A 22,325-nucleotide genomic window follows, 5' to 3' on the forward strand; every position below is an offset into this window, starting at 1 on the left:
TTGTTGCGCTTCTAGAAGAGAGGTGCCAGTATCTAGTAATAAACGGGATTATCACGTATATTTTACGTTGAAACGGAAAGAGTGTATGATACCGGAACTTTTAATCAGGGAGGTGAGAAGACATGAATAAATCAGATTTGATCAACGTAGTTACAGAAGCAACTGAACTTCCCAAGAAAGATGCTACGAAAGCGGTAGATGCCGTTTTTGAAGCGATCACAGGTGCACTGCAAAGCGGCGATAAAGTCCAGCTGGTTGGCTTCGGAAACTTTGAAGTGCGCGAACGTTCCGCACGTAAAGGCCGCAACCCGCAGACTGGTGAAGAAATCGAAATTCCTTCAAGCAAAGTACCGGCATTCAAACCCGGTAAAGCGCTGAAAGACGGAATCAAATAAAGATTTCTACATATCTGCCCCATAGTCCTTGAATAACAACGATGCCGCCTTCCAAGGCGGCATTTGTTTTTGAGAGAGGCTCACAAACTTTGAGGAGGATTACAATGACTGAGAAGAAGAATGATGTGAATCCTGCACCGTCCGGCAGCGACTATATCATAGTCAAGGCCAAGGAGAACGGTGTCCAGGTCATCGGGCTGACCAGAGGGCTGGACACACGGTTTCACCATACGGAGAAGCTGGACAAAGGCGAGGTGCTCATTGCCCAATTCACCGATCACACCTCAGCAATGAAAATCCGCGGCAAGGCTGAAATCTGGAGCAAACACGGACAATTAGAGAGTGAAAGCTGAAAAGCAGGCATAGCCTGCTTTTTTTCAAAATATAACTAGGTATGGGCCGCTCTGCGGTGCTGTATATTCCTGCAGAGCAGCGGAAATTATGAGTAAGGGGGCTTGTCATGAACCGGAGCTGGCTAATCGGAACGGCGATGCTGCTCAGTGCAGCTACTACCCTGCTGCTGCCGCAATTGGCCGGCAACGTTCTAACTGCCCAGAGCAATTATAACGCAGTACAGACTATCGGCCCTGGCGGCCTGGTCCTGGAGAATGACAATCTGGTAGATGCGCTAAGTGAGATTCCGCTCAGTCTGATGATTGACAAGGCAGGCTGGGAGAATGGGGTATTGTCTCTGGATCTCAAAGTGAACGGTGATGTTCACGAACCGCAGGAGCTGTACCGTAACATGGCTCTGGCTATCGGGTTCGCCATTCAGGAGACTGCGAATGTGGACCAGCTGCTGCTGAGGGTGGTCGCTGAGGATCAATGGCTGGATACCCGCCGTCTGCTGCTTGCCGGGGATATCCGCCGGAGTGAGTGGACGCCCCTCCTGCAGGAGGGGCTGCAGAACGCAGGCAATTCCCCTCTTCCCGATTCGCTGAAGAACGGCTTCCGCATTAGCGAAAGCGAGCTGTGGAAAAAGCAGTTCATTTATCCCTGAACCGGGTAAATGAAACTAGAGGGCTTCACCCGTGCGTGACAAAAAAACATGTGATATAATAGACAAGATTGTGAGCAAAGAGTTTGACAAACGTCAATGGCTTCGGAGGCTAAAATGAAACCGTACCGCATACCGCAACTGGCTAAACCTTACACCGACTACGATATGATTCAGCGGCATACGGAACTGCCGCCGTTCTCAGACGGGCGGGGTCATTTGTTATATATTTTTCTCGGCAGATGCCGGGAGGCGGACTTCCAGCAGGGAGAGCTGTTTACCCTGGTGACCGGACTCGTCCAGCTTGGACTGGATACCCATGAGAGCATCGACCGGAATCATCAAGAGCCCGGGGGCGATATTATGCGTACCCGCCAGCTGAAGGTTCTGGCCGGTGACTATTTCAGCAGCTGGTTCTACCATCTGCTCGCGAGGCACGGACAGATCGAAATGCTGGGCACATTAAGCGCGGCTATCGCTGATTTCAATGTGATGAAGGCCAATCTTTTCGGCAAGATGAGCGGAAGGCTTGTCCCGGCTGACCAATACTTGAAGCACACGGTACAGCTCAATATGCGGCTGTTCCTTTCTTTTACACCGATGATTGAAGAACCGTTAAGAGACATCTGGCAGAAGCTGCTCGCAGAATTCAGCCAGTGTGAGACTGCAGCCCAGGAATTGCGCCGGGGAGCAGCGCCGACAAGTGCGCTGGAGGGCTATGCTTACTGGAAGGTGCTGGAAGCGGCAACCGAAGAGGAGCGTCAGCAGCTTAAGGGCCAGACTCTGGACCCTAAGGACTGGCAGAAGCTGAAGCTGAGGTGCAAATGCGATACGCTGCTGACGGACAAGCTACATGCATCACTTGCGTCCATTCAGGCGTTACTGCAGGGCATCAGGGACGAGGAACTGGCTGGTCAGCTCAGAGCAGCACTGGACCGCCTGCTTCTGCAAATGAAAATTTCCGGACAAGCTGCCGTGGAGGGTTAGAGAATGACAGTTGATAAAGCTACCGTAATAGGTGAGCAAGGCGACAAGCCGAAGGAGCAATTTGTCCATTCGGTATTTGAGAGCATTGCCGGCAAGTACGATCTGATGAATGATATTCTGAGCTTCCGCCGCCATAAGGCCTGGCGCAAGTTCACCATGCGCAAGATGGGCATGAAACGCGGGGACTCGGCAGTGGACCTCTGCTGCGGTACCTGCGACTGGAGTATTGCTCTCGCTGACGCGAGTGAGTCCGGGAATGTCATGGGGCTGGACTTCAGCGCAGGTATGCTGGAGGTGGGACGGCGCAAGGTGGAGGCGCGCGGACTGCAGGACCGTATCTCCCTGATTCAGGGCAATGCGATGGAGCTGCCGTTCGGCGACAATTCCTTCGATTACGCGACGATTGGTTTTGGACTCCGTAATGTGCCTGATCCCGTTCAGGTGTTAAATGAGATGAAACGCGTGGTGAAGCCGGGCGGAATGGTGGTATGTCTGGAGCTGTCGAAGCCGATGAAGCAGCCGTTCAAAGGTATTTATTATTTTTATTTCCAGCGTGTGCTTCCTCTGCTAGGCAGGTTGTTCGCCAAGCGGTATGAGCAATACAAATGGCTTCCAGAATCACTGGCCCTCTTCCCGGACAGGATGCAATTGGAAGAGATTTTCCGGGATACCGGACTTACAAAAGTGGAATCGTTCCCCTTGAACGGTGGCATCGCAGCGTTACATCTTGGGCTCAAGGAGAACTGTAATGTTTAAGAAAATCGGAATTTTTCTACAAATGATTAAATTCGAGCACACGGTTTTTGCGTTACCCTTTGCATTTATGGGTGCTTTGCTTGGTTCAGTAGTTATGTTTGGGGAACTGCCCTCCTGGAGCCAGATCGGATGGGTAGTTGTTGCTATGTTCGGCGCACGCAGCGCGGCCATGGGGCTTAACCGGCTGATCGACCGGATCAGTGATGCGAAGAATCCCCGGACAGCGGGAAGAGCCATTCCGGCTGGATTACTGAAGGTTGGAGAGGTATCGCTGTTCATTGCGTTCTCTTTCTTTTTGCTGTTCTGGGCAGCCTTCAAGCTTAATCCGCTGTCAGCGAAGCTGCTGCCGATTGCTGTTTTTCTGCTGGTCTTCTATTCCTTCACCAAGCGCTTCACCTGGGCTTGCCACCTGATTCTAGGGCTTACGATTGCCCTTGCCCCTCTAGGCGGCTGGGTTGCGGTTACAGGAACGGTGGACTTGACTGCTATGATCTTCTATTTCACGATCGTATTCTGGACAGCGGGCTTTGATATCATCTACTCCTGCCAGGATGTGGACTTCGACCGCAAGGAAGGCTTGTATTCGATTCCGGTGCGCTTCGGGGTAGCCCGTGCGTTGGGGATTGCCAAGGTCTTCCATCTGCTGACCGCCCTCGGCTTCATCTCCCTGGTGTTCATCACGGAGCTGAGCTGGTGGTATGTAGCCGGCATGGTGCTAGCCTACATTATACTGTTCTATGAGCACTACATTGTGTCTCCGGGTGATCTAAGCAAGCTGCAGACTGCATTCTTCACCATGAACGGTGTGCTGAGCATTGTTGTCTTTTCCTTTACTCTGATTGACCTGGTGGTGCAGTTCTACAAATGACCGAACTTAAGCCTAAGAACTTCGTGGTTGGCATTACCGGCGCGAGCGGGGCGATCTACGGCATCCGGCTGACAGAGACCCTTCTCTCCTTTGGTTACACGGTACATCTGGTTGTAAGTAATGCGGGCTGGCGTGTCTTCAAGGAGGAACTGGGCTATGCCGTATCAGACCGGGAGGGACTCCTGAACGAGCAGTTCGGCAGCTATCCCGGTTCTCTTCTGTATCACCCGGTGCAGGATATCGGCGCTTCGATTGCCAGCGGTTCCTTCCGGACAGAGGGGATGATTATTATGCCTTGCTCGATGGGAACACTGTCTGCTGTAGCACATGGCAGCTCGGACAATCTGCTGACGCGGGCTGCGGATGTCATGCTGAAGGAAGGCCGTCCGCTCGTTCTGGTTCCCCGGGAGACACCGCTGCATGCGATTCACCTGGAGAATATGCTGAAGCTGTCGCGGATGGGGGTCAAGCTGATTCCGGCGATGCCGGCGTTCTATTTCGGCCCTGCAACTATGGATGATCTGATCAATTTCATGGTGGGGAAGGTGCTTGACAGCTTCGGGATTGAGCATACTTTATTTCGCAGATGGGGGGAATGAAGGATGACAGACCTAGAACACACTGTCATCGGCAAAATCAGCTATACCAATTCATGGCCTGTCTATCATCATTTCCATCCTTCTTCTTTAAGCTTTCCTGCTGAAATGGTGAGTGAAGTGCCGGCTGTCCTTAATCAGGGCATGGCAGCTGGAGATATTCATGTAGGGGCCTTATCCTCCTTCGCTTACGCCGCAGCCAGCGACCGGCTGCTGCTGCTGCCTGGTCTGTCCGTCAGCGCGGACGGTCCGGTGGGGTCGATATTGCTTTTCTCCAAAAAGCCGTTACAGCAGATTGGCAGCGGAACGATCGCGGTGACGAACACCTCGGCTACCTCGGTTAATTTGTTGAAGATCCTGATGCATAAGGCCTTGGGAGCCAGCCCGGAGTACATTAGCACCGAGCCCGATCTGAATGCTATGATGCAGCAGGCTGATGCCGGCCTCTTGATCGGTGATCATGCCATCCGCGCTTCCTGGCAGGATCAGGGATATGAAGTGACGGATCTGGGCGAGCTGTGGAAGGAATGGACCGGCCACTGTATGACCTTTGCCGTATGGGCGGTTAACCGTAAGGCTGCAGCCCGGAGTCCGGAGGCTATTGCCGAGATCGCCGAAGCCTTCGAGCGGAGCAAGAGACGCGGCCTGAATGAGCTGGGACCGGTAATTCATGAAGCCTGCCGCACGATCGGGGGCATGGCCTCCTATTGGAATGATTACTTCCGTAATTTGTGTTATGACTTTGGGGAAAGGCAGCAAGAAGGTCTGAACCTCTATTTCCGCTATGCCTATGAATTGGGCCTGCTGCCGCAGGAAGTGAAGATGGAGATTTGGAGCCACAATCTGCTGACACGGGTGAAAGAATGAAGCGACTGCAAATATTCGGCTTGCTGAACAAAGATATGGATCAGATTGAGAAAGAGCTGTACCGCAGTGTCCAGGGAGACGATGATCTGCTGAGCGAAACCTCGCTGCACCTGCTGAGGGCAGGGGGCAAGCGCCTTCGGCCGGTATTCGTCCTGATGGGCGGCAAATTCGGCACTTATGACCTCGATAAGCTGAAGCGCGTCGCTATTCCGCTGGAGCTGATTCACAGCGCCTCACTGGTTCATGATGATGTCATTGACGATGCGGAGCTCCGGCGGGGTGAGCCTACCGTTAAGGCAAAATGGGGCGACAAGATCGCCATGTACACCGGCGACTATATTTATGCGAAGGCCCTGGTGATGACTTCAGGGCTGAAAAATCCCCTGATTCATCAGATTCTCTCCAAAGCCATGGTTGAGATGTCCATCGGAGAGATGGAGCAGATCCGCGACTTCTTCAACAGCGGACAGAGCGTGCGCCATTACCTGCGGAGAATCCGCCGCAAGACAGCGCTGCTGATTGCCGTCAGCTGTCAGCTTGGCGCTCTGGCTGCAGATGCGGAGCCGGGAACCGCCAGGCTCCTCTATAATTACGGATATAACGTTGGAATGGCGTTTCAAATCCGTGATGATCTGCTCGATCTCTCCGGAACGGAGAAGCAAATTGGCAAGCCGCCTGGAAGCGATATGCGGCAGGGGAATATTACACTGCCTGTTATCTACACTCTACAAGATGACAGGCTCCGCAGCCGCCTGCTGGAAGAGCTTGAAGCGATTCGTGAAGGGAACAGCGGGGTCGGCCGGGCTATTGATCTGATTCTCTCCGGCGACGGGATTTCCCGTGCGGAGGAGCTGGCTTCCCGTTATATTGCCAAGGCGCTCGAAGCGCTGGATCAGCTGCCAAGCAACCGGACTAAGCGCAATTTGCGCGATATCGCCTTTTTCGTGACAGGCCGGGCTTATTGAAAATATAAGAACTCACCTGTAAATTTACGTTCACAGATGCCTGGGTTTCTGATAATATCAGACCATAAACAGCCATTCATTTAGAATAAGGGAAATTGGAGAGTGACTCTATGGAACAAACGTATCTGATGATCAAACCGGATGGTGTACAGCGCGGATTAATCGGACGCATCGTCGCCCGCCTGGAAGACAAGGGGTTCAAGCTGGTGGCTGCCAAGCTGATTACCGTTACAGAGGAGCAGGCCAAGAAGCATTATGCAGAGCATGACGGCAAGGATTTTTTCCCGGAGCTGGTAAGCTTCATTACCTCCGGTCCTGTGTTCGCCATGGTATGGGAAGGCGATGATGTCATCGCATTATCCAGGCTCCTGATCGGCAAAACCAAAGTCGGTGAGGCCCTGCCGGGCACCATCCGCGGGGATTATGCCAGCCATACTCCGCTTAATCTGATCCACGGATCGGATTCACCGGACAGTGCAGCACGTGAGATCGCCAATTTCTTCGCTCCGGATGAGCTGGCACAGTATCATAAAGACATCGCGGCCTGGATGTAAGATCCGGGCAGGAGACAGGAGATTATTATGGCTGAACGTGACGAATCCTCATTAGCACCGGACCCTGATTACACCGGATTTATTCATAATATTAAACAAAGCACCGGCATTGACCTTGCGCAGTATAAGGAAGCACAGATGAAGCGTCGGCTGACGACGCTCCGGATGAAGAACGGCTACAATACCTTTAACGAATTCTATGCGGCCATGATGAAGGACAAGGCTCTGTTCTATGAGTTTTTGGACCGCATGACGATCAATGTCTCTGAATTCTGGCGGAATCCGAACCGCTGGGAAGTGCTGAGGGATGTGATTCTGCCGGATCTTCAGCGTTCCGGCCGCAGGCTGAAACTATGGAGTGCTGCCTGTTCCACAGGCGAAGAGCCTTATACGCTGGCGATGATTCTCTCGGATAAGAATATTCTGGCTCAGACCGGGATTCTGGCTACAGATATTGATGACGGGGCGCTGGCCAAGGCGAAGCAGGGGATCTATCTTGAGCGCTCCTTGAAGGATGTGCCCAAAGATGTCGCAGACCGGTATTTTACACCGGAAGGCCCGGTCTTCAAGGTCAGTGAAGGACTGAAGAAGAATATCGATTTCCGCAAGCAGAATCTGCTGCTGGATAAATTCGATGAAGGTTTCGATCTGATTATCTGCCGCAATGTCATGATCTACTTCACCGAAGAAGCCAAGAATAAGCTGTATCACAAATTCTCGGCCAGCCTGCGGCCCGGGGGCTATCTGTTCGTGGGCAGCACGGAGCAGATCTTCACACCGGCGCAGTATGGCTTCGAATCTACCGAAACCTTCTTTTACCGCAAGAAATAGCATTAGTCTGCTGGAATCTCACTTGGTGCGGGGTATACTTTAGGCGCTTTTCAGTGATACTGGGAAGTAGCAAGAAACCTAACGCCAAGTGAAAGGTCGTTAACCCAGATGGACAAAAGCAAGGTCATCACCGCCTACCGGCGGGGGTTCCTCACCGTCCGCGAATGCGGGCAGATTCTCGGCATCGAGGAGCTGCAGCTGCAGAGCCTGCTTACTGCGGAAGAGAGCAGAACCGGCAGCCGCTTTCCGGCACCAGGCAGCGACAGTCTGGAGACAGGCTCCTGAACGGGGCAGCACAGCAGCGCCGCTTCTACTCGAAAGAGCAGGAGCGGCGCTTGTTTTGTAACGCAGGCAGCGGCGTGTTGGGCTATTGCTTTCTTGTCAAAGCGGAGAGCCTATACTATAATAAGCAAAGACATTTAACATTTTAGCGGTTTACAGTCCAAAAGTGTGAAGGGGGAACGCAGCATGAGTTTACGCTACTTAACAGCGGGGGAAACACACGGCCCCCAGCTTACAGCCATTATTGAGGGATTGCCCAGTAATTTGACACTAGACTTTGAAGAGCTTAATTTCCAGTTGCACCGGAGACAGAAGGGCTACGGCCGCGGACGCCGGATGCAGATTGAGAAGGATACTGCCCAGATTGCCGGCGGTGTGCGTCATGGCTATACTACGGGAGCTCCGGTAGCGCTCATTGTGGAGAACAAGGACTGGACACACTGGAAGAACATTATGAATATTGAACCGATTCCGGGCAGTGACGAAGAGAAGCGCCGGGTGAACCGCCCGCGTCCTGGTCATGCGGACCTGAACGGCGGACTTAAGTATAACCATACCGATCTGCGCAACGTTCTGGAGCGCTCAAGCGCCCGTGAGACGGCAGCAAGAGTAGCCGTAGGCGCGGTAGCCCGTCAGCTGCTTGCAGCTTTCGGAGTGAAAATTGCCGGACAAGTCATCCGCATCGGAGAGATCGAAGCACCAGCTAACGATCTGCCTATCGATGAGCTGATTGCTCTTACTGAAGAATCCTCTGTGCGTGTAGTGGACAAGGAGACTGAGCAGAAGATGGAGGCTTACATAGACAAGATCAAGGAAGAAGGCGACTCCGTCGGCGGGATTGTGGAATGTATTGTCGAAGGTCTGCCTATCGGCCTTGGCAGTTATGTACAGTCCGACCGCAAGCTGGACGGTGCCATCGCCGGAGCCGTGATGTCGATCAATGCCTTCAAGGGCGTGGAGATCGGCATCGGCTTCGAAGCCGGGAAGCTGCGCGGCTCACAGGTCCATGACGAGATCATGTATGAAGCCTCGCAGGGTTACTACCGGGCGAGCAACCGTCTGGGCGGGTTCGAAGGCGGAATGACCAATGGGATGCCGGTGGTCGTCAGAGGGGTAATGAAGCCGATCCCGACGCTGTACAAACCGCTGCAGAGTGTGGATATCGATACGAAGGAGCCGTTCACTGCCCAGGTGGAGCGCTCAGACGCCTGTGCCGTTCCGGCGGCTTGTGTCGTACTGGAGAGTGTAGTAGCCTGGGAGATTGCCAAGGCGTTCCTGGACAAATTCGGCGGGGATTCTCTGGAAGAGATCCGTGCGAACTACAATAATTACCTGGCCCAGCTGGAGAGCTATTAGGATGCGCAGCATTACTGTAGACTTAGGCGAACGTTCATATCCGATTTATATCGGCAGCGGTCTGCTGCGCAGCATTGGCGAACGCTGCATCGAAGCCGGGTTCGCACAGCGCAGCCCGCTGCTGGTGGTCAGCGATACGGAAGTCGCGCCGCGTTATCTGGAGCAGGTGGAGGCCTCCCTCCGCAGCAGCGGATATACGGTGGTCAGCCATGTCATTCAGGCGGGTGAAGCCTCGAAGTCACTAGCTGTCTATGAAGAAGTCATCACCACAGCCATCCAGGGCGGGCTGGACCGCAGCTCAGCCGTGCTTGCGCTTGGCGGGGGAGTCGTTGGCGATCTGGCCGGCTTCGTTGCCGCATCTTATATGCGGGGAATCGGGTTCATGCAGATTCCAACAACCATTCTCGCCCATGACAGCAGCGTAGGCGGCAAGGTAGCCGTTAACCATCCGCTGGCCAAGAATATGCTGGGCGCCTTTTATCAGCCGTCGATGGTGTTATATGATCTGGACACCTTAGCAACGCTTCCACCCCGGCAGGTCGCTTCAGGCCTGGCTGAGGTGGTCAAGCACGGGCTGATCCTGGACCGTGAGTTCGCTTACTGGTGCCGTGAGCATGCGGATGAGCTGCTGGCTTTGGACCCCGAGGCGCTGGGGTATGCGCTGGAACGCGGTTGTGCGATCAAGGCGGATGTAATCGGCGGTGATGAACGCGAGCACGGACAGCGCGCGATTCTGAATCTGGGGCATACCATCGGACATGCTATTGAAGCTGTCGGGGGCTATGGCACCTTCCTGCATGGAGAGGCGATTGCGATTGGCATGGCCGGATCTGCTCTGCTCGCCGCGAAGCTGGGCCGGGACAGACAGATCTACGAGGATACCGTGTCCATGCTCGCCGCCCTGTCGCTGCCAACCCGGCTTCCTTCGAAGTATAGCGGGAAAGAGCTGATGGAAGCGATGATGCATGACAAGAAATTCAAGGAAGGCCGAATGACTTTTATCGTGCCGGAGGCCATTGGTGAAGTTAGTATCATCAGTGATGTACAAGCAAGCGATGTTACAGAAGTCATAGCTCAGCTTAAGAAGGAGGGGAGCCCATGGTGAACCGGGGCATACGCGGTGCAACGACCGTAACCCAGAATGAAGAGACGGAAATTTTACGTGAAACGGTGATCCTGCTAAGGGAAATTGTGGAGCGCAATGATGTGATCGCAGAGGATATCTGCAGTGTGTGGATTACGATGACTACGGATCTGGATGCGACCTTCCCGGCACGGGCGATCCGTGAGATTGAAGGCTGGGAGATGGTTCCGCTGATGTGTTCCGTGGAGATCCCTGTGAAGGGCAGCCTGCCGAATTGCATCCGCCTGATGGTGCAGGTGAACACCGACAAATCCCAGCGGGATATCCGTCATGTGTATCTGAATGAAGCCCAGCGGCTTCGCCCGGATCTCTCACAGAGCAAGTAATAAATTATAGTTCCGGGGTTGTCAATGACTACCGTCATCATGTATAGTGAGGTTAGCCGAGTTAAGCAGAGTTTAGAATGAGTTGAGTGGAGTATAGTTGAGCAGAGTGTAGGACTTTTAGTAGAGCAGACCATTGACTGTCAGTGATCTTTTTTTGGCATACCTGTATAGCCGTAACTTATGATGAGTTGCATCTGCGCTATCCCTGTATCCATGGAGGATTCTCATGCATTCGATTGGGTTCATGCCGGTCCGAGGCGCTTATTCACATACTGACTATCAACAAACCTCTACTCCGGTAGAGGTTTTTCTGTATTTCGGACAATATCCGTTATCACCCTAGGAGGTTACCCAAGTGACGAATCCGAGCATTGAAGAAGTGGTGTCGCTGTCGCGCGAATACAATCTGATCCCGGTCGTAACAAGATTGCTGGCTGATATGGAAACGCCGATCCGGCTGTTCCAGCGGTTTGCAGAGCAGGATCGAGCATTTTTGCTGGAGAGTGTAGAGGGCGGCATTCAATGGGCGCGTTATTCTTTTATCGGCAGTGATCCGTTCCTGATGATCTCCGGCAAAAAGGGGCTGATCCAGGTGGAGGTCGGCGGCGAGAAAAAACAGCTGTCCGGCAAACCTGTCGAGGAGCTGAAAGCGCTGCTCCGTTCCTATCGCAGTCCCAAGCTGGACGGCATGCCGCCGTTTACAGGCGGAGCCATCGGATTCTTCGGTTACGATCTGCTGCAATATTACGAGAAGCTGTCCGCACATGCCGTAGATGATCTGAATATGGATGACATCCGTTTTATGTTCTGTGACCGCATTATCGTCTTCGATCATGTGAAGCAGCAGATCCTGCTGGTGGGTAATCTTCATATCAAGGATGGCGATACGGATTCGGATATCCGGGCCAACTATGAGGAGCTGAGCAGCCGCTTGGTGAATCTGGCAGAGGAGCTGCAAAAGGAAGGTCCGAAGGAGAACGTCAACCGCCGCAGTATTCCGCAGGACATTGAACTGGGAGAGGTTCACTCCAATCTCACGAAGGAGCAGTACATCCAGAACGTAGAGCAGGCCAAAGAATACATTCGTGCCGGAGATATTTTCCAGGTGGTGCTGTCGCAGCGGATGCATATCGAGACCGAGGTCTCTCCGCTGCATGTGTACCGGATGCTGCGCATTCTGAACCCTTCTCCCTATATGTATTATCTGAAAATGGATGAGGAGATCATCGTCGGTACCTCGCCGGAAGCGCTGGTCAAGGTAGACGGCGGACGGGTGGAGACCCGGCCGATTGCCGGAACCCGGCCGCGCGGAGCAACACCTGCAGAAGATCATCAGCTCGCCGCAGAGCTGCTGGAGGATGAGAAGGAACGTGCGGAGCATCTGATGCTGGTAGACCTGGGCCGCAATGATCTGGGCCGGGTCTCGAAATTCGGCAGCGTGAAATGCAATACATTCATGGAGATCGAGAAATACTCGCATGTCATGCATCTGGTCTCGAATGTGACCGGAACGCTGGCCGAGGATAAGGATTTCTTCGATGCCTTCCTCTCCTGCCTTCCGGCAGGTACGGTATCGGGAGCGCCGAAGCTGCGGGCGATGGAGATTATCGCCGAGCTGGAGCGGGAAGCCCGCGGCGCTTATGCCGGTGCGATCGGATATCTCGGCTTCTCCGGGAACATGGATTCCTGCATCACGATCCGCACGATTATCTTCCGCAAAGGCCGCGCTTATGTGCAGGCCGGAGCAGGAATCGTCTGGGATTCTGTGCCGGAGAAGGAATATGAGGAGACGGTGAACAAGGCCAAGGGGATGCTGAAGGCGATCCGTATGGCGGAAGCCATGTTCCCAACCGAGGTGAAGGAAAAGCAGGTCATTAACCAGGATTATATGTACGAATATACCCCGTGAACCGGGAATTAGCAGAGACGAGATCAGAAGAGCAGAGACTGCTCCATAAAACTTAAAACTTTTAGGAGGACATCAACTATGGACGCAAGCCAGTTAATACAATCAGGAATTGCCGGTTTAATCGAGGGAAAGGATCTTACCCGTACGCAGGCCCGGGAGATTATGGGCACGATTATGGAAGGTGCAGCTTCACCGGCGCAGATCGGATCGCTGCTGACCGCGCTGCGGATTAAAGGGGAGACCGTTGAAGAAATCACCGGCTTCGCTGAGGCGATGCGCGGTTTCGGCACACAGGTGCTTACAGAACGAAGCCAGCTGCTGGATACTTGCGGCACGGGCGGCTCCGGCATTCATAAATTCAATATCTCCACAGCTTCGGCGATCATTTCCTCCGCAGCTTCTGTAAGAGTGGCGAAGCACGGCAACCGTTCGGCGTCCGGCAGAGCGGGCAGTGCAGATGTGCTGGAGGCGCTCGGCGTCAATATTCATCTGAATGCGGAGCAGGCGCGGCAATGTCTGGACAGTATCGGCATCTGCTTCCTGTTCGCTCAAATCTATCATCCGTCCATGAAGCATGCCGCTGCTCCCCGCCGTGAGCTGGGTGTGCGGACGGTCTTCAATATGCTGGGCCCGCTGACCAATCCGGCCGGAGCAGACCGGCAGCTGATGGGCATTTATGACCGCAATAAGACAGAGACGGTTGCCAAAGTCCTGGGTGAGCTCGGCTCCAAGCGGGCGATGATTGTCAGCAGCCTCGATGGCTTGGATGAGATCAGCATCTCGGCACCGACTCAGGTCTCTGAGTTGAAGCAGGGCGTAGTCACCACCTACGAAATTACACCGCAGGAGCTTGGCCTCAGCCAGCATACGCTGGAGGACGTCATGGGCGGCGATGCCGCAGAGAATGCGGCGATTATCACTACAGTGCTGGAGGGTAATATCAATCCGTACCGTGACATCGTACTGGCAAATGCCGGGGCTTGCATCTATGTCGCCGGTCTTGCCGATACACTTAAGGAAGGCGTGGACCGTGCCCGAGAGGTTGTGGATTCAGGGGCGGCCCTGCGCAAGCTGGAACAGTTAAAAGCGATGACAAAGGAGCTTGATTATGTATCTTGACCGGATTGTTGCCACGAAAATGAAAGAGGTAGAAGCGTTAAGCCAGCAATTCTCGCTTGGCGCGGCGGAGCGCTCCATTGCCGCATTGCCTGCTACCAGAGGCTTCCGCAGCGCCTTGACTGAACGCCGGAACCGGGAGATGGGGCTGATCGCCGAGGTGAAAAAGGCCTCGCCGTCCAAGGGACTGATCCGGGCCGATTTTGATCCGGTGACGATTGCCCGGGGCTATGAAGCGGGAGGAGCAGATTGCCTGTCCGTGCTGACGGACAAGGATTATTTTCAGGGCAGCGGCGTGTATCTTCAACAGGTAAGAGAGGCGGTGCAGCTTCCGCTGCTGCGCAAGGACTTCATCATTGATGAGAAGCAGATCTATGAGGCCCGCCTGCTTGGTGCGGATGCCGTTCTGCTGATTGCGGCCATTCTGACCCCGCAGCAGCTCGCCGCGTTCACCGACTCCGCTGTCGCACTTGGACTCGATATTCTGATTGAGGTCCATGACCGCACTGAACTGGAGACGGTATTGTCTACTGGTAAGGCCGTACATCCGGGGGTTCTGCTGGGCATCAATAACCGGAATCTCAAGACGTTCGAAACCTCACTCTCCGCTACGGAGGAGCTGGCAGCTTTGCTACCCGCCGGTCTTCCGGTAATCAGCGAGAGCGGGATTACCGGGCCGGAGGACATTGCGTATCTCCGCAAGACACGGGCAACCGGTGTGCTGGTCGGAGAATACCTGATGCGCCAGCCGGATGTAGAGCAGGCGGTCCATCAGCTGCTCGGTCCGCTTTCTGCCGGGAAGGACCGTGTGCGGCATGACTGAACCCCTCGTAAAAATCTGTGGACTTCAGGGCGTTGAAGTGCTAAAATCTATGAATAGTTTGCCGCTCGATTATGTAGGCCTGGTGTTTGCACCCAGCCGCCGGAGGGTTACCGCGGGAGTGGCTGCGGAGCTGATTGCAGAGCTGGGCAACTGGAAGTCGGAGCCTGCGCCCCGCCCGGTGGGCGTATTCGTTAATCCCGGCCTTTCTGAGCTGGCAGAGCTGCTGAGAACTGTACCGCTGGATGTCGTGCAGCTTCATGGACAGGAGAGTCCGCAGTTCTGTGCGGAGGTCAAGGCGGCTTTTCCCCAGGTTAAGGTCTGGAAGGCCCTTTCGGTTGCCGGGCGCAATCCTGATGCAGGGGATGAGGTTCATACTCTGCTGGACGGCTATGCAGGCACCATTGATGCGCTGCTGCTGGATACCTATGATCCGCGGGAGCGCGGCGGTACTGGCCGTACATTTGATTGGGAACAGATTCCCTTATACCAGCAAGCGGCGGCGAAGCATGCGCTGCCTTTATTTATAGCCGGAGGCTTGCATCCGGACAATGTGAACGAACTGCTGGACGGCTACGCCCCTTATGGCGTGGATGTCTCCAGCGGAGTAGAGACTAGCGGCAGTAAGGACATTGCCAAAATGACAGCTTTCGTAGAAAGGGTGAAGCAATCATGATACAAGTACCGGACAAAAATGGACGTTTTGGTTCTTTTGGAGGCCGCTTCGTTCCTGAGACCTTGATGACTGCACTGATTGAGCTGGAGGAAGCCTACAATAAATTCTCGGCAGACCCGGCTTTTCAGGAGGAAATAGATTATCTGCTCAAGCAATATTCGGGCCGTGAGACCCCGCTGTATTATGCAGAGCGGCTAAGTAAAGAGCTTGGTGAGGCCAAAATCTATCTGAAGCGGGAGGACCTCAATCATACGGGCGCGCACAAGATTAACAACGCGATCGGACAAGGCATCCTGGCCAAAATGATGGGTAAAACCAAGGTGATTGCCGAAACCGGCGCAGGCCAGCACGGAGTAGCGACAGCTACGGTAGCCGCATTGCTCGGCATGGAATGCAAGGTGTTCATGGGCGAAGAGGATACCCGCCGTCAGGCGCTGAATGTCTTCCGGATGAAGCTGCTAGGGGCAGAGGTTATTCCGGTGACCTCCGGTTCCAGAACGCTGAAGGATGCTGGTAATGAGGCGCTCCGCTACTGGGTGAGCAATGTGGAAGATACCTTCTACGTGCTTGGCTCTGCGGTCGGTCCCCATCCGTATCCGATGATGGTCCGTAACTTCCAGCGGATTATCGGGGATGAGACCCGCCGCCAGATTCTCGAAGCGGAAGGGCGTCTGCCGGATCTGCTGGTTGCCGCTGTAGGCGGAGGCAGCAATGCCATCGGCATGTTCTATCCGTTCATGGAGGATGAGCAGGTGGCGATGATTGGGGTTGAAGCTGCCGGTAAAGGCGTAGACACTCCGTTCCATGCAGCAACCATGAGCAAGGGAAGCCATGGCGTGTTCCAGGGCTCGCTGAGCTATCTGCTGCAGGATGAGCACGGACAGGTCATCGAGGCCCATTCCATATCGGCAGGTCTTGATTATCCGGGCGTGGGGCCGGAGCATTCCTATCTCAAGGACATTCACCGTGCCCAGTATGTGCCGGTGACGGATGCGGAAGCGCTGGATGCGCTGAAGCTGCTCTGCGTGACGGAAGGGATTATTCCCGCCCTGGAATCGGCTCATGCTATTGCCCATGTGGTGAAGCTCGGCAAGACGCTGACCAAGGATGATATTGTGGTGATCTGCCTGTCGGGACGCGGCGACAAGGACGTCGAATCCATTATGGCTTATACGGAAGGGGCGGAGCAGCAATGACAACTGAAACGACAAACCGGATGGACCTGACGTTTAACCGGCTGAAGGCGGAAGGCCGTACTGCCCTTATTCCGTTCCTTACCGTAGGCGATCCTGATCTTGAGACGACACTGGATATTATTGCCGAGCTGGAGGCAGCCGGAGCGGATATCCTGGAGCTTGGCGTTCCTTACTCTGATCCGCTCGCCGATGGTCCGGTCATCCAACGGGCGTCCGCAAGAGCGCTGCGCAGCAAGGTTCATCTGCGCACCTGCATGGAGACGGCGCTGAAGGCGCGGCAGGCAGGCAGTGAGCTGCCGTTCATCCTGTTCACTTATTACAATCCGGTGATGCAGATGGGGCTGGATACGTTTTTTGCGGAGCTGAATGCCCATGAGATCAGCGGGCTGATCATTCCTGATGTGCCGGTTGAGGAATCGGAGGACCTGCGTGTACGCAGCCGCGCCGCCGGAGTGAATCTCATTCCGCTCGTGGCCCCGACCTCCAGCGAACGGATCGCCCGGATCGTATCCGGTGCGAGCGGCTTCGTCTATTGCGTATCCTCACTCGGTGTAACCGGGGAACGCTCTAGCTTCCACAGTGGAGTAGATGAGTTCATTGCGTCCGTCCGCCGGGCTACGGACCTGCCTGTCGCTGTAGGATTCGGGATCTCCACTGGAGAACAGGTATCCCGTTTTGCCAAGATCTGTGATGGTGTTGTAGTCGGAAGCGCCATTGTCCGCAAGGTGGAGGAGGTTATTCCCCTGCTGTCCCAGCCGCAGACGAGAAGCGCCGGACTGTTGCAAATTCGTGAATTTGTGGCACAATTAAGACCTAATTAACTTTTGGAGAGCGAGGATCACCCATGAATCCCAAACCGAATATCGTTGACCTTCCTGTCTACAAGCCAGGGAAGCCGATCGAAGAAGTCAAGAAGGAGCTGGGCTTAAGCGAAGTCATTAAGCTGGCATCCAACGAGAACCCTTACGGGGCTGCACCAAGTGCAAAGGCCGCTATTGTAGCAGAGCTGGAGAACCTCTATTTGTACCCGGACGGCTCCGCCGCTGAGCTGACGGCAACGCTGGCTAAGCATCTGGGCGTGGCAGGTGACCGTATTATTTTCGGATGCGGATCTGACGAGATTATTGCACTGATTGCCCGTGCCTTCTTCCTGCCCGGTGACGAGACGATTATGGCAGATCAGACCTTCTCTGTATATAAGAGCAATGCCGATATAGAAGGGGCTGTAACGATAGAAGTCCCGCTTAAGGACGGAACTCATGATCTGGATGCGATGCTGGCGAAGATTACAGACCGGACCAAGATCGTCTGGATCTGTAATCCGAACAACCCAACCGGTACCATTGTGCCTGAGGATGCCCTGATTACATTCCTGGATGCGGTACCTGCCGGCGTGATGGTAGTCCTGGATGAGGCTTATTATGAATATGTGACGGATCTGAGCTACACGGACGGCATTAAGCTGATCGACAGATATCCTAATCTGGTAGTCCTTCGTACCTTCTCCAAGATCTATGGTCTTGCTGCGCTCCGTATCGGTTATGGTGTAGCCAGCCAGCAGGTGATCTCCCTGATTAATCAGGTGCGTGAGCCGTTTAATACGACACGTTTGGCTCAGGTGGCGGCGGTGGCAGCACTCTCCGATCAGGAATATGTACAGCAGTGCCGTGCACTCAACAGTGCCGGGATTGTGCAGCTTGAGGCGGAATTCGCGCGTCTCGGGCTTACGTCGTTTCCGGCTCACGGCAACTTCATTATGGTGGATGTACGCAAGTCGGCCGCTGAAGTCTTTGATACGCTGCTGCGCCAAGGAATCATCGTCAGAACAGGCTTCCACCGGTATCCGACCTACCTGCGGGTGACCATCGGCTCCGCCGAGCAGAACACAGCCTTCGTAGCTGCCCTGGAGCAGTCGCTGAAGGAACAGGAAGTTCGCGCATAACCGTAAGGACTCAGAAGCTGGATTGACGATACCACAGAAGGCAGGTAGTACTAAGAACATGACGACAAAAATAGCAATTTTCGGTGTCGGCCTGATCGGCGGCTCACTGGCCCTTTGCTTCAAAGGCAAGGAGGGGCTGACCGTTGTAGGCCATGCCCACCGCCCTGAATCTGCTGCTAAATATGTGAGCAGAGGTGTGGTTGATCAGGCTACATTATCACTTGAGGAAGCTGCACTGGATGCGGATTATATTTTTCTGTGTGTGCCGGTTGGCATGCTTGAGGACTATCTTCAGCGGTTAAGCAAGCTGCCGCTGAAGCCGGGCTGCATCATTACAGATGTCGGCAGCACCAAGGCCAGCATCGCCGCGTGTGCCCTTACACTGGATATTCCCGGTGTACATTTCATTGGAGGCCATCCCATGGCCGGATCGGAGCGTTCAGGCGTAGAGGCAGCCTCCTCCTTACTGTTCGAGAATGCATACTACGTGCTTACGCCCCCGCCTGGCGTACCGGAAGCTGCCTACCAGGCTCTGGAGTCGCTCCTGCTATATACGAGAGCACAGATTGTCCGGCTTGATCCGGAGCGCCACGATGAGATTGTTGGAGCGATCAGCCATCTGCCGCATATTATTGCGGTAGCGCTGGTGAATCAGATTCATGCTTACGATCATTCGGACTCCTTGTACAGCACGCTGGCTGCGGGGGGCTTCCGTGATATTACCCGCATTGCTTCGAGCGATCCGATCATCTGGCGCGATATTCTGCTGAATAACCGTTCTGTGATGCTGCGGCTGCTGAAGGATTGGAACGATGAGGTGTCCTCGTTCATCCATCTGCTGGAGAGCGGGGATGGCGCTGGCATCGAGTCGGCCTTCCATGAGGCGAATCAATTCCGCAGTCAGCTTCCTGAGCGGCGCAAGGGAATGATCACTCCGCTGTTCGATCTGCATATTGATGTTCCCGATCACCCCGGCATTATCGGCCGTATTGCTACGGAACTGGGCGACCAGGGCATCAACCTTAGCAACGTGCAGATTATTGAGAGCCGTGAGGATGTTCCCGGGATCATGCGCTTGTCCTTCCGCCAGGAGGACGATATGGAGCGGGCCAGAATTCTGCTGCAGGAGAATGATTATACCGTGTATATGTAAAAGTAGAGCCGGGGACGGATGCCTCGGCTCTTATTTTGTTTTTGCCTGCATGATGAGGAGAAGGGGAGCAGTGAGAGGCCATTAAATACCCAAATGTTCGTAAAAATGGGCAAAAAAAAGACCGCTTACATAATAAGCGGTTACAGTTCACAATTTCTTGGAACCGTGTAGTGTTTGGATAGGAGTGGAGAGAAACCATACTGTACTTTTATTATATGTATACGGTTACATTCTGTCAATACTTTATTTAAAGAAAAATAACACCGCTTTCATCACCCGGCCTGCACTTCTCTCATAGTCTATTAATTTCCACCTGTTAGAAACTATGCTATACTGGGTTAAGTATGTTTATAGATTCCTTCCAAGTATTAGGTAACTGCTTGTTGAATAAGAGGAGACGGGCTGTGTTGTCTGTAAGGAGAATGCTGCCATTCTTCTAATTTGAAAAGGAATTGAAAGTTGGAAGCCTTAAATAACGGTGAGTTGAATATACATAGGAAGTATTGGATTTTTGTGCTGCAAATTTGAAGTAATGCCGCAACTTTTTGTTACCTGCCCGGTATAAGTAGATACGGACCGGACGGGATTACACGTGCAAGGGCGAGGAGGGCCGACTCACCATGACGGATTCCCAGTTGATCCAGTTAATCAAGCAAGGCGATACAGAATTATACTCGGAACTCATGCGACGATATCAACGCAAGATATTGGCGTTTGTGTACCACATGCTGAAGAACTCCCATATGGAGCTGATTGCCGAAGACCTCTGTTCAGAGACCTTCTACAAAGCTTTCCGGAGTCTTCATTCCTTCCGTGAAGTGGATGCTTCGTTCTCCACATGGCTGTACACCATTGCCCGCAATACAGTACTTAGTGAACTTCGTAAGAACCGTGCCGGGAATGTATCGCTTGAAGAGAGCGGATATACACCAGTGGCACCGCTTGATGTTGCCCCGGAACAGGCGGCATTACGCAAGGAACGGATGGAACTCGTCCGCGAAGCGATTAACAATCTCCCGGAGAAGCAGCGTTCCGCGCTGATTCTGCGTGAATATGATCAGATGGATTACCAGGAAATTGCCGTGATTCTGGATCAGAGTGTCAGCTCAGTGAAGTCACTGCTGTTCCGGGCAAGGAGCAGCGTCAAGCTACAGCTCGAATCCTATTTCTATGAGCCTGATGTTGAAGAGCAGGCTGAGAGGGTGTAAGGCCTATGAATTGCAGGGAAGCGCAGGATTCCATTCCACACTTATGGGACGCTCCCCCCACAGATCCCAGGCGGATTAGACTTGAGAGACATATCGCAACCTGCTCCTACTGCAGTGCCGAATGGGCGCTGTGGCAGGAGACCAGTGAGCTTATGCAGGATACAAGGTTCGATGTCAGCGATGAGCGGGCAGAAGCGATTAACAGTAAGGTAATGGAGCGGATCTATCTGGAGAGTCCCTGGCTCATGCCCGGTGACGGGAAGTCTGCGGGGAGCTCGGCAGTTTTCCGGCATCGCTTAAGCCTCTGGATTGCCTGTTTCCTAGCGGTGTTCATCTCCAGCTTCTTATATTTCACCGTGTTCAAGACCCCCTCGAATACGACGGCGGCACAGAGCGGGATCGTCGAGACAGGTGTGGCAGGCTTAACCCTGGACTGGTCTTCTTCTTATCCGGTGGAATCTGAGGGCGGCGGGATCATTGAGCCGCTGGTGGCCAACATGGGCCCTGCACATCCGCAGTACTGGATGGTATTGTCGACGCTGGGCGTCGGATTATCCATATTCCTGCTGGTCCGCCTGAACCGGTACCGCAGACAATGAGAACCCCCTTCCCGAGTATGGAGAAGAGGGTTTTTGATATTTGTTAAAAAAGAAGACATTTGTTTTCATTCGTGTTACATTATTAAGCAAACATAAAAGGGAAGGGAACGGTGATAGGCGATGCTGATCGGCTTAATACGCCATGGGCTGACGGATTGGAATGCGGTAGGTAAAATTCAGGGACAAAGTGATATTCCGCTAAATGATGAAGGCAGGCGGCAGGCTGAGATGCTGGGCGACCGGCTGCTGCAGGAGCCTTACCGCTGGGACTACTGTATTACCAGCAGCCTGTCCCGTGCAGCAGAGACCGGGAAGATTGTAGCGGCCAAGCTGGGCGTTCCATTACTTGAGCCGGATGACCGTATCCGTGAGCGTGCCTACGGCCAGGTGGAGGGCATGACGGCTGAAGCCCGTGAAACTAAGTGGGGTAAGGATTGGAAGCTGCTGTCTCTGGGACAGGAGAGCGATGAGGCGCTTCAGGTCCGGGGGCTTGCGTTCCTGGAGGATATTACGGCCCGGTTCCCGGGTAAGAATGTCCTGGTCATCTCCCATGGAGGATTCCTTGCACAGCTCTACACCGCACTCTATAAAGACAAATATTCGGAACGGCTCGGCAATCTCTCACTGACGATTCTGGAGAAAAAAGAGCAGGAATGGAATCCGTTACTGTACAACTGTACCCGTCATATTTTACAAAAACAGCATTAACCCGACCCTTCGGGTTATTTTTTTTGCGGCAAAAGGAATAAAAAGGGCTGTATTTCCCATAATGGTAGTAAAAC

General features: G+C 53.8%; 26 protein-coding genes. All 26 read left to right on the forward strand.

The window, feature by feature from the left end; translation table 11 throughout:
- The first annotated feature begins 122 nt into the window (after nucleotides 1-122).
- The 26 genes from ACFSX3_RS09895 (at nucleotide 123) to ACFSX3_RS10020 (ending at nucleotide 22,251) form a co-directional block, all read left to right on the forward strand.
- Nucleotides 123-395 (forward strand): HU family DNA-binding protein, encoded by a 273-nt coding sequence (locus tag ACFSX3_RS09895; protein WP_019909963.1) that lies wholly within the window; start codon nucleotides 123-125, stop codon nucleotides 393-395.
- A gap of 104 nt (nucleotides 396-499) precedes the next feature.
- Nucleotides 500-748, forward strand: a complete 249-nt coding sequence (gene mtrB / locus ACFSX3_RS09900; protein ID WP_209993918.1) for a trp RNA-binding attenuation protein MtrB — start codon at nucleotides 500-502, stop codon at nucleotides 746-748.
- A gap of 107 nt (nucleotides 749-855) precedes the next feature.
- Nucleotides 856-1,395 (forward strand): hypothetical protein, encoded by a 540-nt coding sequence (locus ACFSX3_RS09905; protein WP_209993917.1) that lies wholly within the window; start codon nucleotides 856-858, stop codon nucleotides 1,393-1,395.
- A 114-nt stretch (nucleotides 1,396-1,509) separates the two neighbouring features.
- Nucleotides 1,510-2,379, forward strand: a complete 870-nt coding sequence (locus tag ACFSX3_RS09910; RefSeq protein WP_209993916.1) for a heptaprenyl diphosphate synthase component 1 — start codon at nucleotides 1,510-1,512, stop codon at nucleotides 2,377-2,379.
- 3 nt (nucleotides 2,380-2,382) lie between these two features.
- A complete protein-coding gene (locus tag ACFSX3_RS09915; RefSeq protein ID WP_209993915.1) occupies nucleotides 2,383-3,135 on the forward strand; it encodes a demethylmenaquinone methyltransferase in 753 nt (250 codons plus the stop codon).
- Nucleotides 3,128-4,003, forward strand: a complete 876-nt coding sequence (locus tag ACFSX3_RS09920) for a UbiA-like polyprenyltransferase (protein ID WP_209993914.1) — start codon at nucleotides 3,128-3,130, stop codon at nucleotides 4,001-4,003. The genes ACFSX3_RS09915 and ACFSX3_RS09920 overlap by 8 nt, the downstream gene beginning before the upstream one ends.
- On the forward strand, nucleotides 4,000-4,602 hold the full coding sequence (locus ACFSX3_RS09925) for a UbiX family flavin prenyltransferase (protein ID WP_209993913.1): 603 nt from the start codon (nucleotides 4,000-4,002) through the stop codon (nucleotides 4,600-4,602). The genes ACFSX3_RS09920 and ACFSX3_RS09925 overlap by 4 nt, the downstream gene beginning before the upstream one ends.
- Before the next feature lie 3 nt (nucleotides 4,603-4,605).
- Nucleotides 4,606-5,466, forward strand: coding sequence for a menaquinone biosynthetic enzyme MqnA/MqnD family protein (locus ACFSX3_RS09930; RefSeq protein WP_209993912.1), 861 nt, complete (start codon nucleotides 4,606-4,608; stop codon nucleotides 5,464-5,466).
- Nucleotides 5,463-6,431, forward strand: coding sequence for a polyprenyl synthetase family protein (locus ACFSX3_RS09935; RefSeq protein ID WP_209993911.1), 969 nt, complete (start codon nucleotides 5,463-5,465; stop codon nucleotides 6,429-6,431). Before ACFSX3_RS09930 ends, ACFSX3_RS09935 begins: the two co-directional genes overlap by 4 nt.
- A 110-nt stretch (nucleotides 6,432-6,541) precedes the next feature.
- Nucleotides 6,542-6,985 (forward strand): nucleoside-diphosphate kinase, encoded by a 444-nt coding sequence (gene ndk, locus ACFSX3_RS09940; RefSeq protein WP_036727303.1) that lies wholly within the window; start codon nucleotides 6,542-6,544, stop codon nucleotides 6,983-6,985.
- A 27-nt stretch (nucleotides 6,986-7,012) separates the two neighbouring features.
- Nucleotides 7,013-7,816 carry a CheR family methyltransferase gene (locus ACFSX3_RS09945; protein ID WP_339218746.1) on the forward strand — a complete coding sequence of 268 codons (804 nt, stop codon included), beginning with the start codon at nucleotides 7,013-7,015 and terminating at the stop codon, nucleotides 7,814-7,816.
- Nucleotides 7,817-7,924: 108 nt separating this feature from the next.
- On the forward strand, nucleotides 7,925-8,101 hold the full coding sequence (locus ACFSX3_RS09950) for a hypothetical protein (RefSeq protein ID WP_209993910.1): 177 nt from the start codon (nucleotides 7,925-7,927) through the stop codon (nucleotides 8,099-8,101).
- A 183-nt stretch (nucleotides 8,102-8,284) separates the two neighbouring features.
- Nucleotides 8,285-9,454, forward strand: coding sequence for a chorismate synthase (gene aroC / locus ACFSX3_RS09955; RefSeq protein WP_209993909.1), 1,170 nt, complete (start codon nucleotides 8,285-8,287; stop codon nucleotides 9,452-9,454).
- A 1-nt stretch (nucleotide 9,455) separates the two neighbouring features.
- Nucleotides 9,456-10,559: a 3-dehydroquinate synthase gene (gene aroB, locus ACFSX3_RS09960; RefSeq protein WP_209993908.1), complete on the forward strand. Its 1,104-nt coding sequence runs from the start codon at nucleotides 9,456-9,458 to the stop codon at nucleotides 10,557-10,559.
- Nucleotides 10,553-10,924, forward strand: coding sequence for a chorismate mutase (aroH, locus tag ACFSX3_RS09965; RefSeq protein ID WP_036698124.1), 372 nt, complete (start codon nucleotides 10,553-10,555; stop codon nucleotides 10,922-10,924). The genes aroB and aroH overlap by 7 nt, the downstream gene beginning before the upstream one ends.
- 355 nt (nucleotides 10,925-11,279) lie before the next feature.
- Nucleotides 11,280-12,833, forward strand: coding sequence for an anthranilate synthase component I (trpE, locus tag ACFSX3_RS09970; RefSeq protein WP_209993907.1), 1,554 nt, complete (start codon nucleotides 11,280-11,282; stop codon nucleotides 12,831-12,833).
- A 78-nt stretch (nucleotides 12,834-12,911) separates the two neighbouring features.
- Nucleotides 12,912-13,952 carry an anthranilate phosphoribosyltransferase gene (gene trpD / locus ACFSX3_RS09975; protein WP_209993906.1) on the forward strand — a complete coding sequence of 347 codons (1,041 nt, stop codon included), beginning with the start codon at nucleotides 12,912-12,914 and terminating at the stop codon, nucleotides 13,950-13,952.
- On the forward strand, nucleotides 13,942-14,772 hold the full coding sequence (gene trpC, locus ACFSX3_RS09980) for an indole-3-glycerol phosphate synthase TrpC (protein ID WP_209993905.1): 831 nt from the start codon (nucleotides 13,942-13,944) through the stop codon (nucleotides 14,770-14,772). The genes trpD and trpC overlap by 11 nt, the downstream gene beginning before the upstream one ends.
- Nucleotides 14,765-15,445 (forward strand): phosphoribosylanthranilate isomerase, encoded by a 681-nt coding sequence (locus ACFSX3_RS09985; RefSeq protein WP_209993904.1) that lies wholly within the window; start codon nucleotides 14,765-14,767, stop codon nucleotides 15,443-15,445. Before trpC ends, ACFSX3_RS09985 begins: the two co-directional genes overlap by 8 nt.
- Complete coding sequence (gene trpB, locus ACFSX3_RS09990) at nucleotides 15,442-16,641, forward strand: tryptophan synthase subunit beta (protein WP_076079183.1); 1,200 nt, start codon at nucleotides 15,442-15,444, stop codon at nucleotides 16,639-16,641. Before ACFSX3_RS09985 ends, trpB begins: the two co-directional genes overlap by 4 nt.
- On the forward strand, nucleotides 16,638-17,462 hold the full coding sequence (gene trpA / locus ACFSX3_RS09995) for a tryptophan synthase subunit alpha (RefSeq protein ID WP_209993903.1): 825 nt from the start codon (nucleotides 16,638-16,640) through the stop codon (nucleotides 17,460-17,462). The genes trpB and trpA overlap by 4 nt, the downstream gene beginning before the upstream one ends.
- 23 nt (nucleotides 17,463-17,485) lie before the next feature.
- On the forward strand, nucleotides 17,486-18,583 hold the full coding sequence (gene hisC / locus ACFSX3_RS10000) for a histidinol-phosphate transaminase (RefSeq protein ID WP_209993902.1): 1,098 nt from the start codon (nucleotides 17,486-17,488) through the stop codon (nucleotides 18,581-18,583).
- 58 nt (nucleotides 18,584-18,641) lie between these two features.
- Nucleotides 18,642-19,736, forward strand: a complete 1,095-nt coding sequence (locus ACFSX3_RS10005) for a prephenate dehydrogenase (RefSeq protein ID WP_209993901.1) — start codon at nucleotides 18,642-18,644, stop codon at nucleotides 19,734-19,736.
- A 620-nt stretch (nucleotides 19,737-20,356) separates the two neighbouring features.
- Nucleotides 20,357-20,944: an RNA polymerase sigma factor gene (locus ACFSX3_RS10010; protein ID WP_209993900.1), complete on the forward strand. Its 588-nt coding sequence runs from the start codon at nucleotides 20,357-20,359 to the stop codon at nucleotides 20,942-20,944.
- A gap of 152 nt (nucleotides 20,945-21,096) precedes the next feature.
- The gene (locus ACFSX3_RS10015; protein ID WP_339218728.1) at nucleotides 21,097-21,543 is read left to right on the forward strand and encodes an anti-sigma factor; all 447 of its coding nucleotides are present in this window, start codon (nucleotides 21,097-21,099) and stop codon (nucleotides 21,541-21,543) included.
- 120 nt (nucleotides 21,544-21,663) lie between these two features.
- Nucleotides 21,664-22,251, forward strand: a complete 588-nt coding sequence (locus ACFSX3_RS10020) for a histidine phosphatase family protein (protein WP_209993898.1) — start codon at nucleotides 21,664-21,666, stop codon at nucleotides 22,249-22,251.
- Nucleotides 22,252-22,325 lie beyond the last annotated feature (74 nt).

This window comes from Paenibacillus rhizoplanae, from assembly GCF_042684125.1.
Lineage (GTDB): Bacteria > Bacillota > Bacilli > Paenibacillales > Paenibacillaceae > Paenibacillus_AQ > Paenibacillus_AQ rhizoplanae.

Excerpts from the sequence above, each read along its gene's own strand:
- ACFSX3_RS09895 (WP_019909963.1), top strand. The coding sequence starts at position 123 with ATGAATAAATCAGATTTGATCAACGTAGTTACAGAAGCAACTGAACTT.
- mtrB (WP_209993918.1), top strand. The coding sequence starts at position 500 with ATGACTGAGAAGAAGAATGATGTGAATCCTGCACCGTCCGGCAGCGAC.
- ACFSX3_RS09905 (WP_209993917.1), top strand. The coding sequence starts at position 856 with ATGAACCGGAGCTGGCTAATCGGAACGGCGATGCTGCTCAGTGCAGCT.
- ACFSX3_RS09910 (WP_209993916.1), top strand. The coding sequence starts at position 1,510 with ATGAAACCGTACCGCATACCGCAACTGGCTAAACCTTACACCGACTAC.
- ACFSX3_RS09915 (WP_209993915.1), top strand. The coding sequence starts at position 2,383 with ATGACAGTTGATAAAGCTACCGTAATAGGTGAGCAAGGCGACAAGCCG.
- ACFSX3_RS09920 (WP_209993914.1), top strand. The coding sequence starts at position 3,128 with ATGTTTAAGAAAATCGGAATTTTTCTACAAATGATTAAATTCGAGCAC.
- ACFSX3_RS09925 (WP_209993913.1), top strand. The coding sequence starts at position 4,000 with ATGACCGAACTTAAGCCTAAGAACTTCGTGGTTGGCATTACCGGCGCG.
- ACFSX3_RS09930 (WP_209993912.1), top strand. The coding sequence starts at position 4,606 with ATGACAGACCTAGAACACACTGTCATCGGCAAAATCAGCTATACCAAT.
- ACFSX3_RS09935 (WP_209993911.1), top strand. The coding sequence starts at position 5,463 with ATGAAGCGACTGCAAATATTCGGCTTGCTGAACAAAGATATGGATCAG.
- ndk (WP_036727303.1), top strand. The coding sequence starts at position 6,542 with ATGGAACAAACGTATCTGATGATCAAACCGGATGGTGTACAGCGCGGA.
- ACFSX3_RS09945 (WP_339218746.1), top strand. The coding sequence starts at position 7,013 with ATGGCTGAACGTGACGAATCCTCATTAGCACCGGACCCTGATTACACC.
- ACFSX3_RS09950 (WP_209993910.1), top strand. The coding sequence starts at position 7,925 with ATGGACAAAAGCAAGGTCATCACCGCCTACCGGCGGGGGTTCCTCACC.
- aroC (WP_209993909.1), top strand. The coding sequence starts at position 8,285 with ATGAGTTTACGCTACTTAACAGCGGGGGAAACACACGGCCCCCAGCTT.
- aroB (WP_209993908.1), top strand. The coding sequence starts at position 9,456 with ATGCGCAGCATTACTGTAGACTTAGGCGAACGTTCATATCCGATTTAT.
- aroH (WP_036698124.1), top strand. The coding sequence starts at position 10,553 with ATGGTGAACCGGGGCATACGCGGTGCAACGACCGTAACCCAGAATGAA.
- trpD (WP_209993906.1), top strand. The coding sequence starts at position 12,912 with ATGGACGCAAGCCAGTTAATACAATCAGGAATTGCCGGTTTAATCGAG.
- trpC (WP_209993905.1), top strand. The coding sequence starts at position 13,942 with ATGTATCTTGACCGGATTGTTGCCACGAAAATGAAAGAGGTAGAAGCG.
- ACFSX3_RS09985 (WP_209993904.1), top strand. The coding sequence starts at position 14,765 with ATGACTGAACCCCTCGTAAAAATCTGTGGACTTCAGGGCGTTGAAGTG.
- trpB (WP_076079183.1), top strand. The coding sequence starts at position 15,442 with ATGATACAAGTACCGGACAAAAATGGACGTTTTGGTTCTTTTGGAGGC.
- trpA (WP_209993903.1), top strand. The coding sequence starts at position 16,638 with ATGACAACTGAAACGACAAACCGGATGGACCTGACGTTTAACCGGCTG.
- hisC (WP_209993902.1), top strand. The coding sequence starts at position 17,486 with ATGAATCCCAAACCGAATATCGTTGACCTTCCTGTCTACAAGCCAGGG.
- ACFSX3_RS10005 (WP_209993901.1), top strand. The coding sequence starts at position 18,642 with ATGACGACAAAAATAGCAATTTTCGGTGTCGGCCTGATCGGCGGCTCA.
- ACFSX3_RS10010 (WP_209993900.1), top strand. The coding sequence starts at position 20,357 with ATGACGGATTCCCAGTTGATCCAGTTAATCAAGCAAGGCGATACAGAA.
- ACFSX3_RS10015 (WP_339218728.1), top strand. The coding sequence starts at position 21,097 with ATGCAGGATACAAGGTTCGATGTCAGCGATGAGCGGGCAGAAGCGATT.
- ACFSX3_RS10020 (WP_209993898.1), top strand. The coding sequence starts at position 21,664 with ATGCTGATCGGCTTAATACGCCATGGGCTGACGGATTGGAATGCGGTA.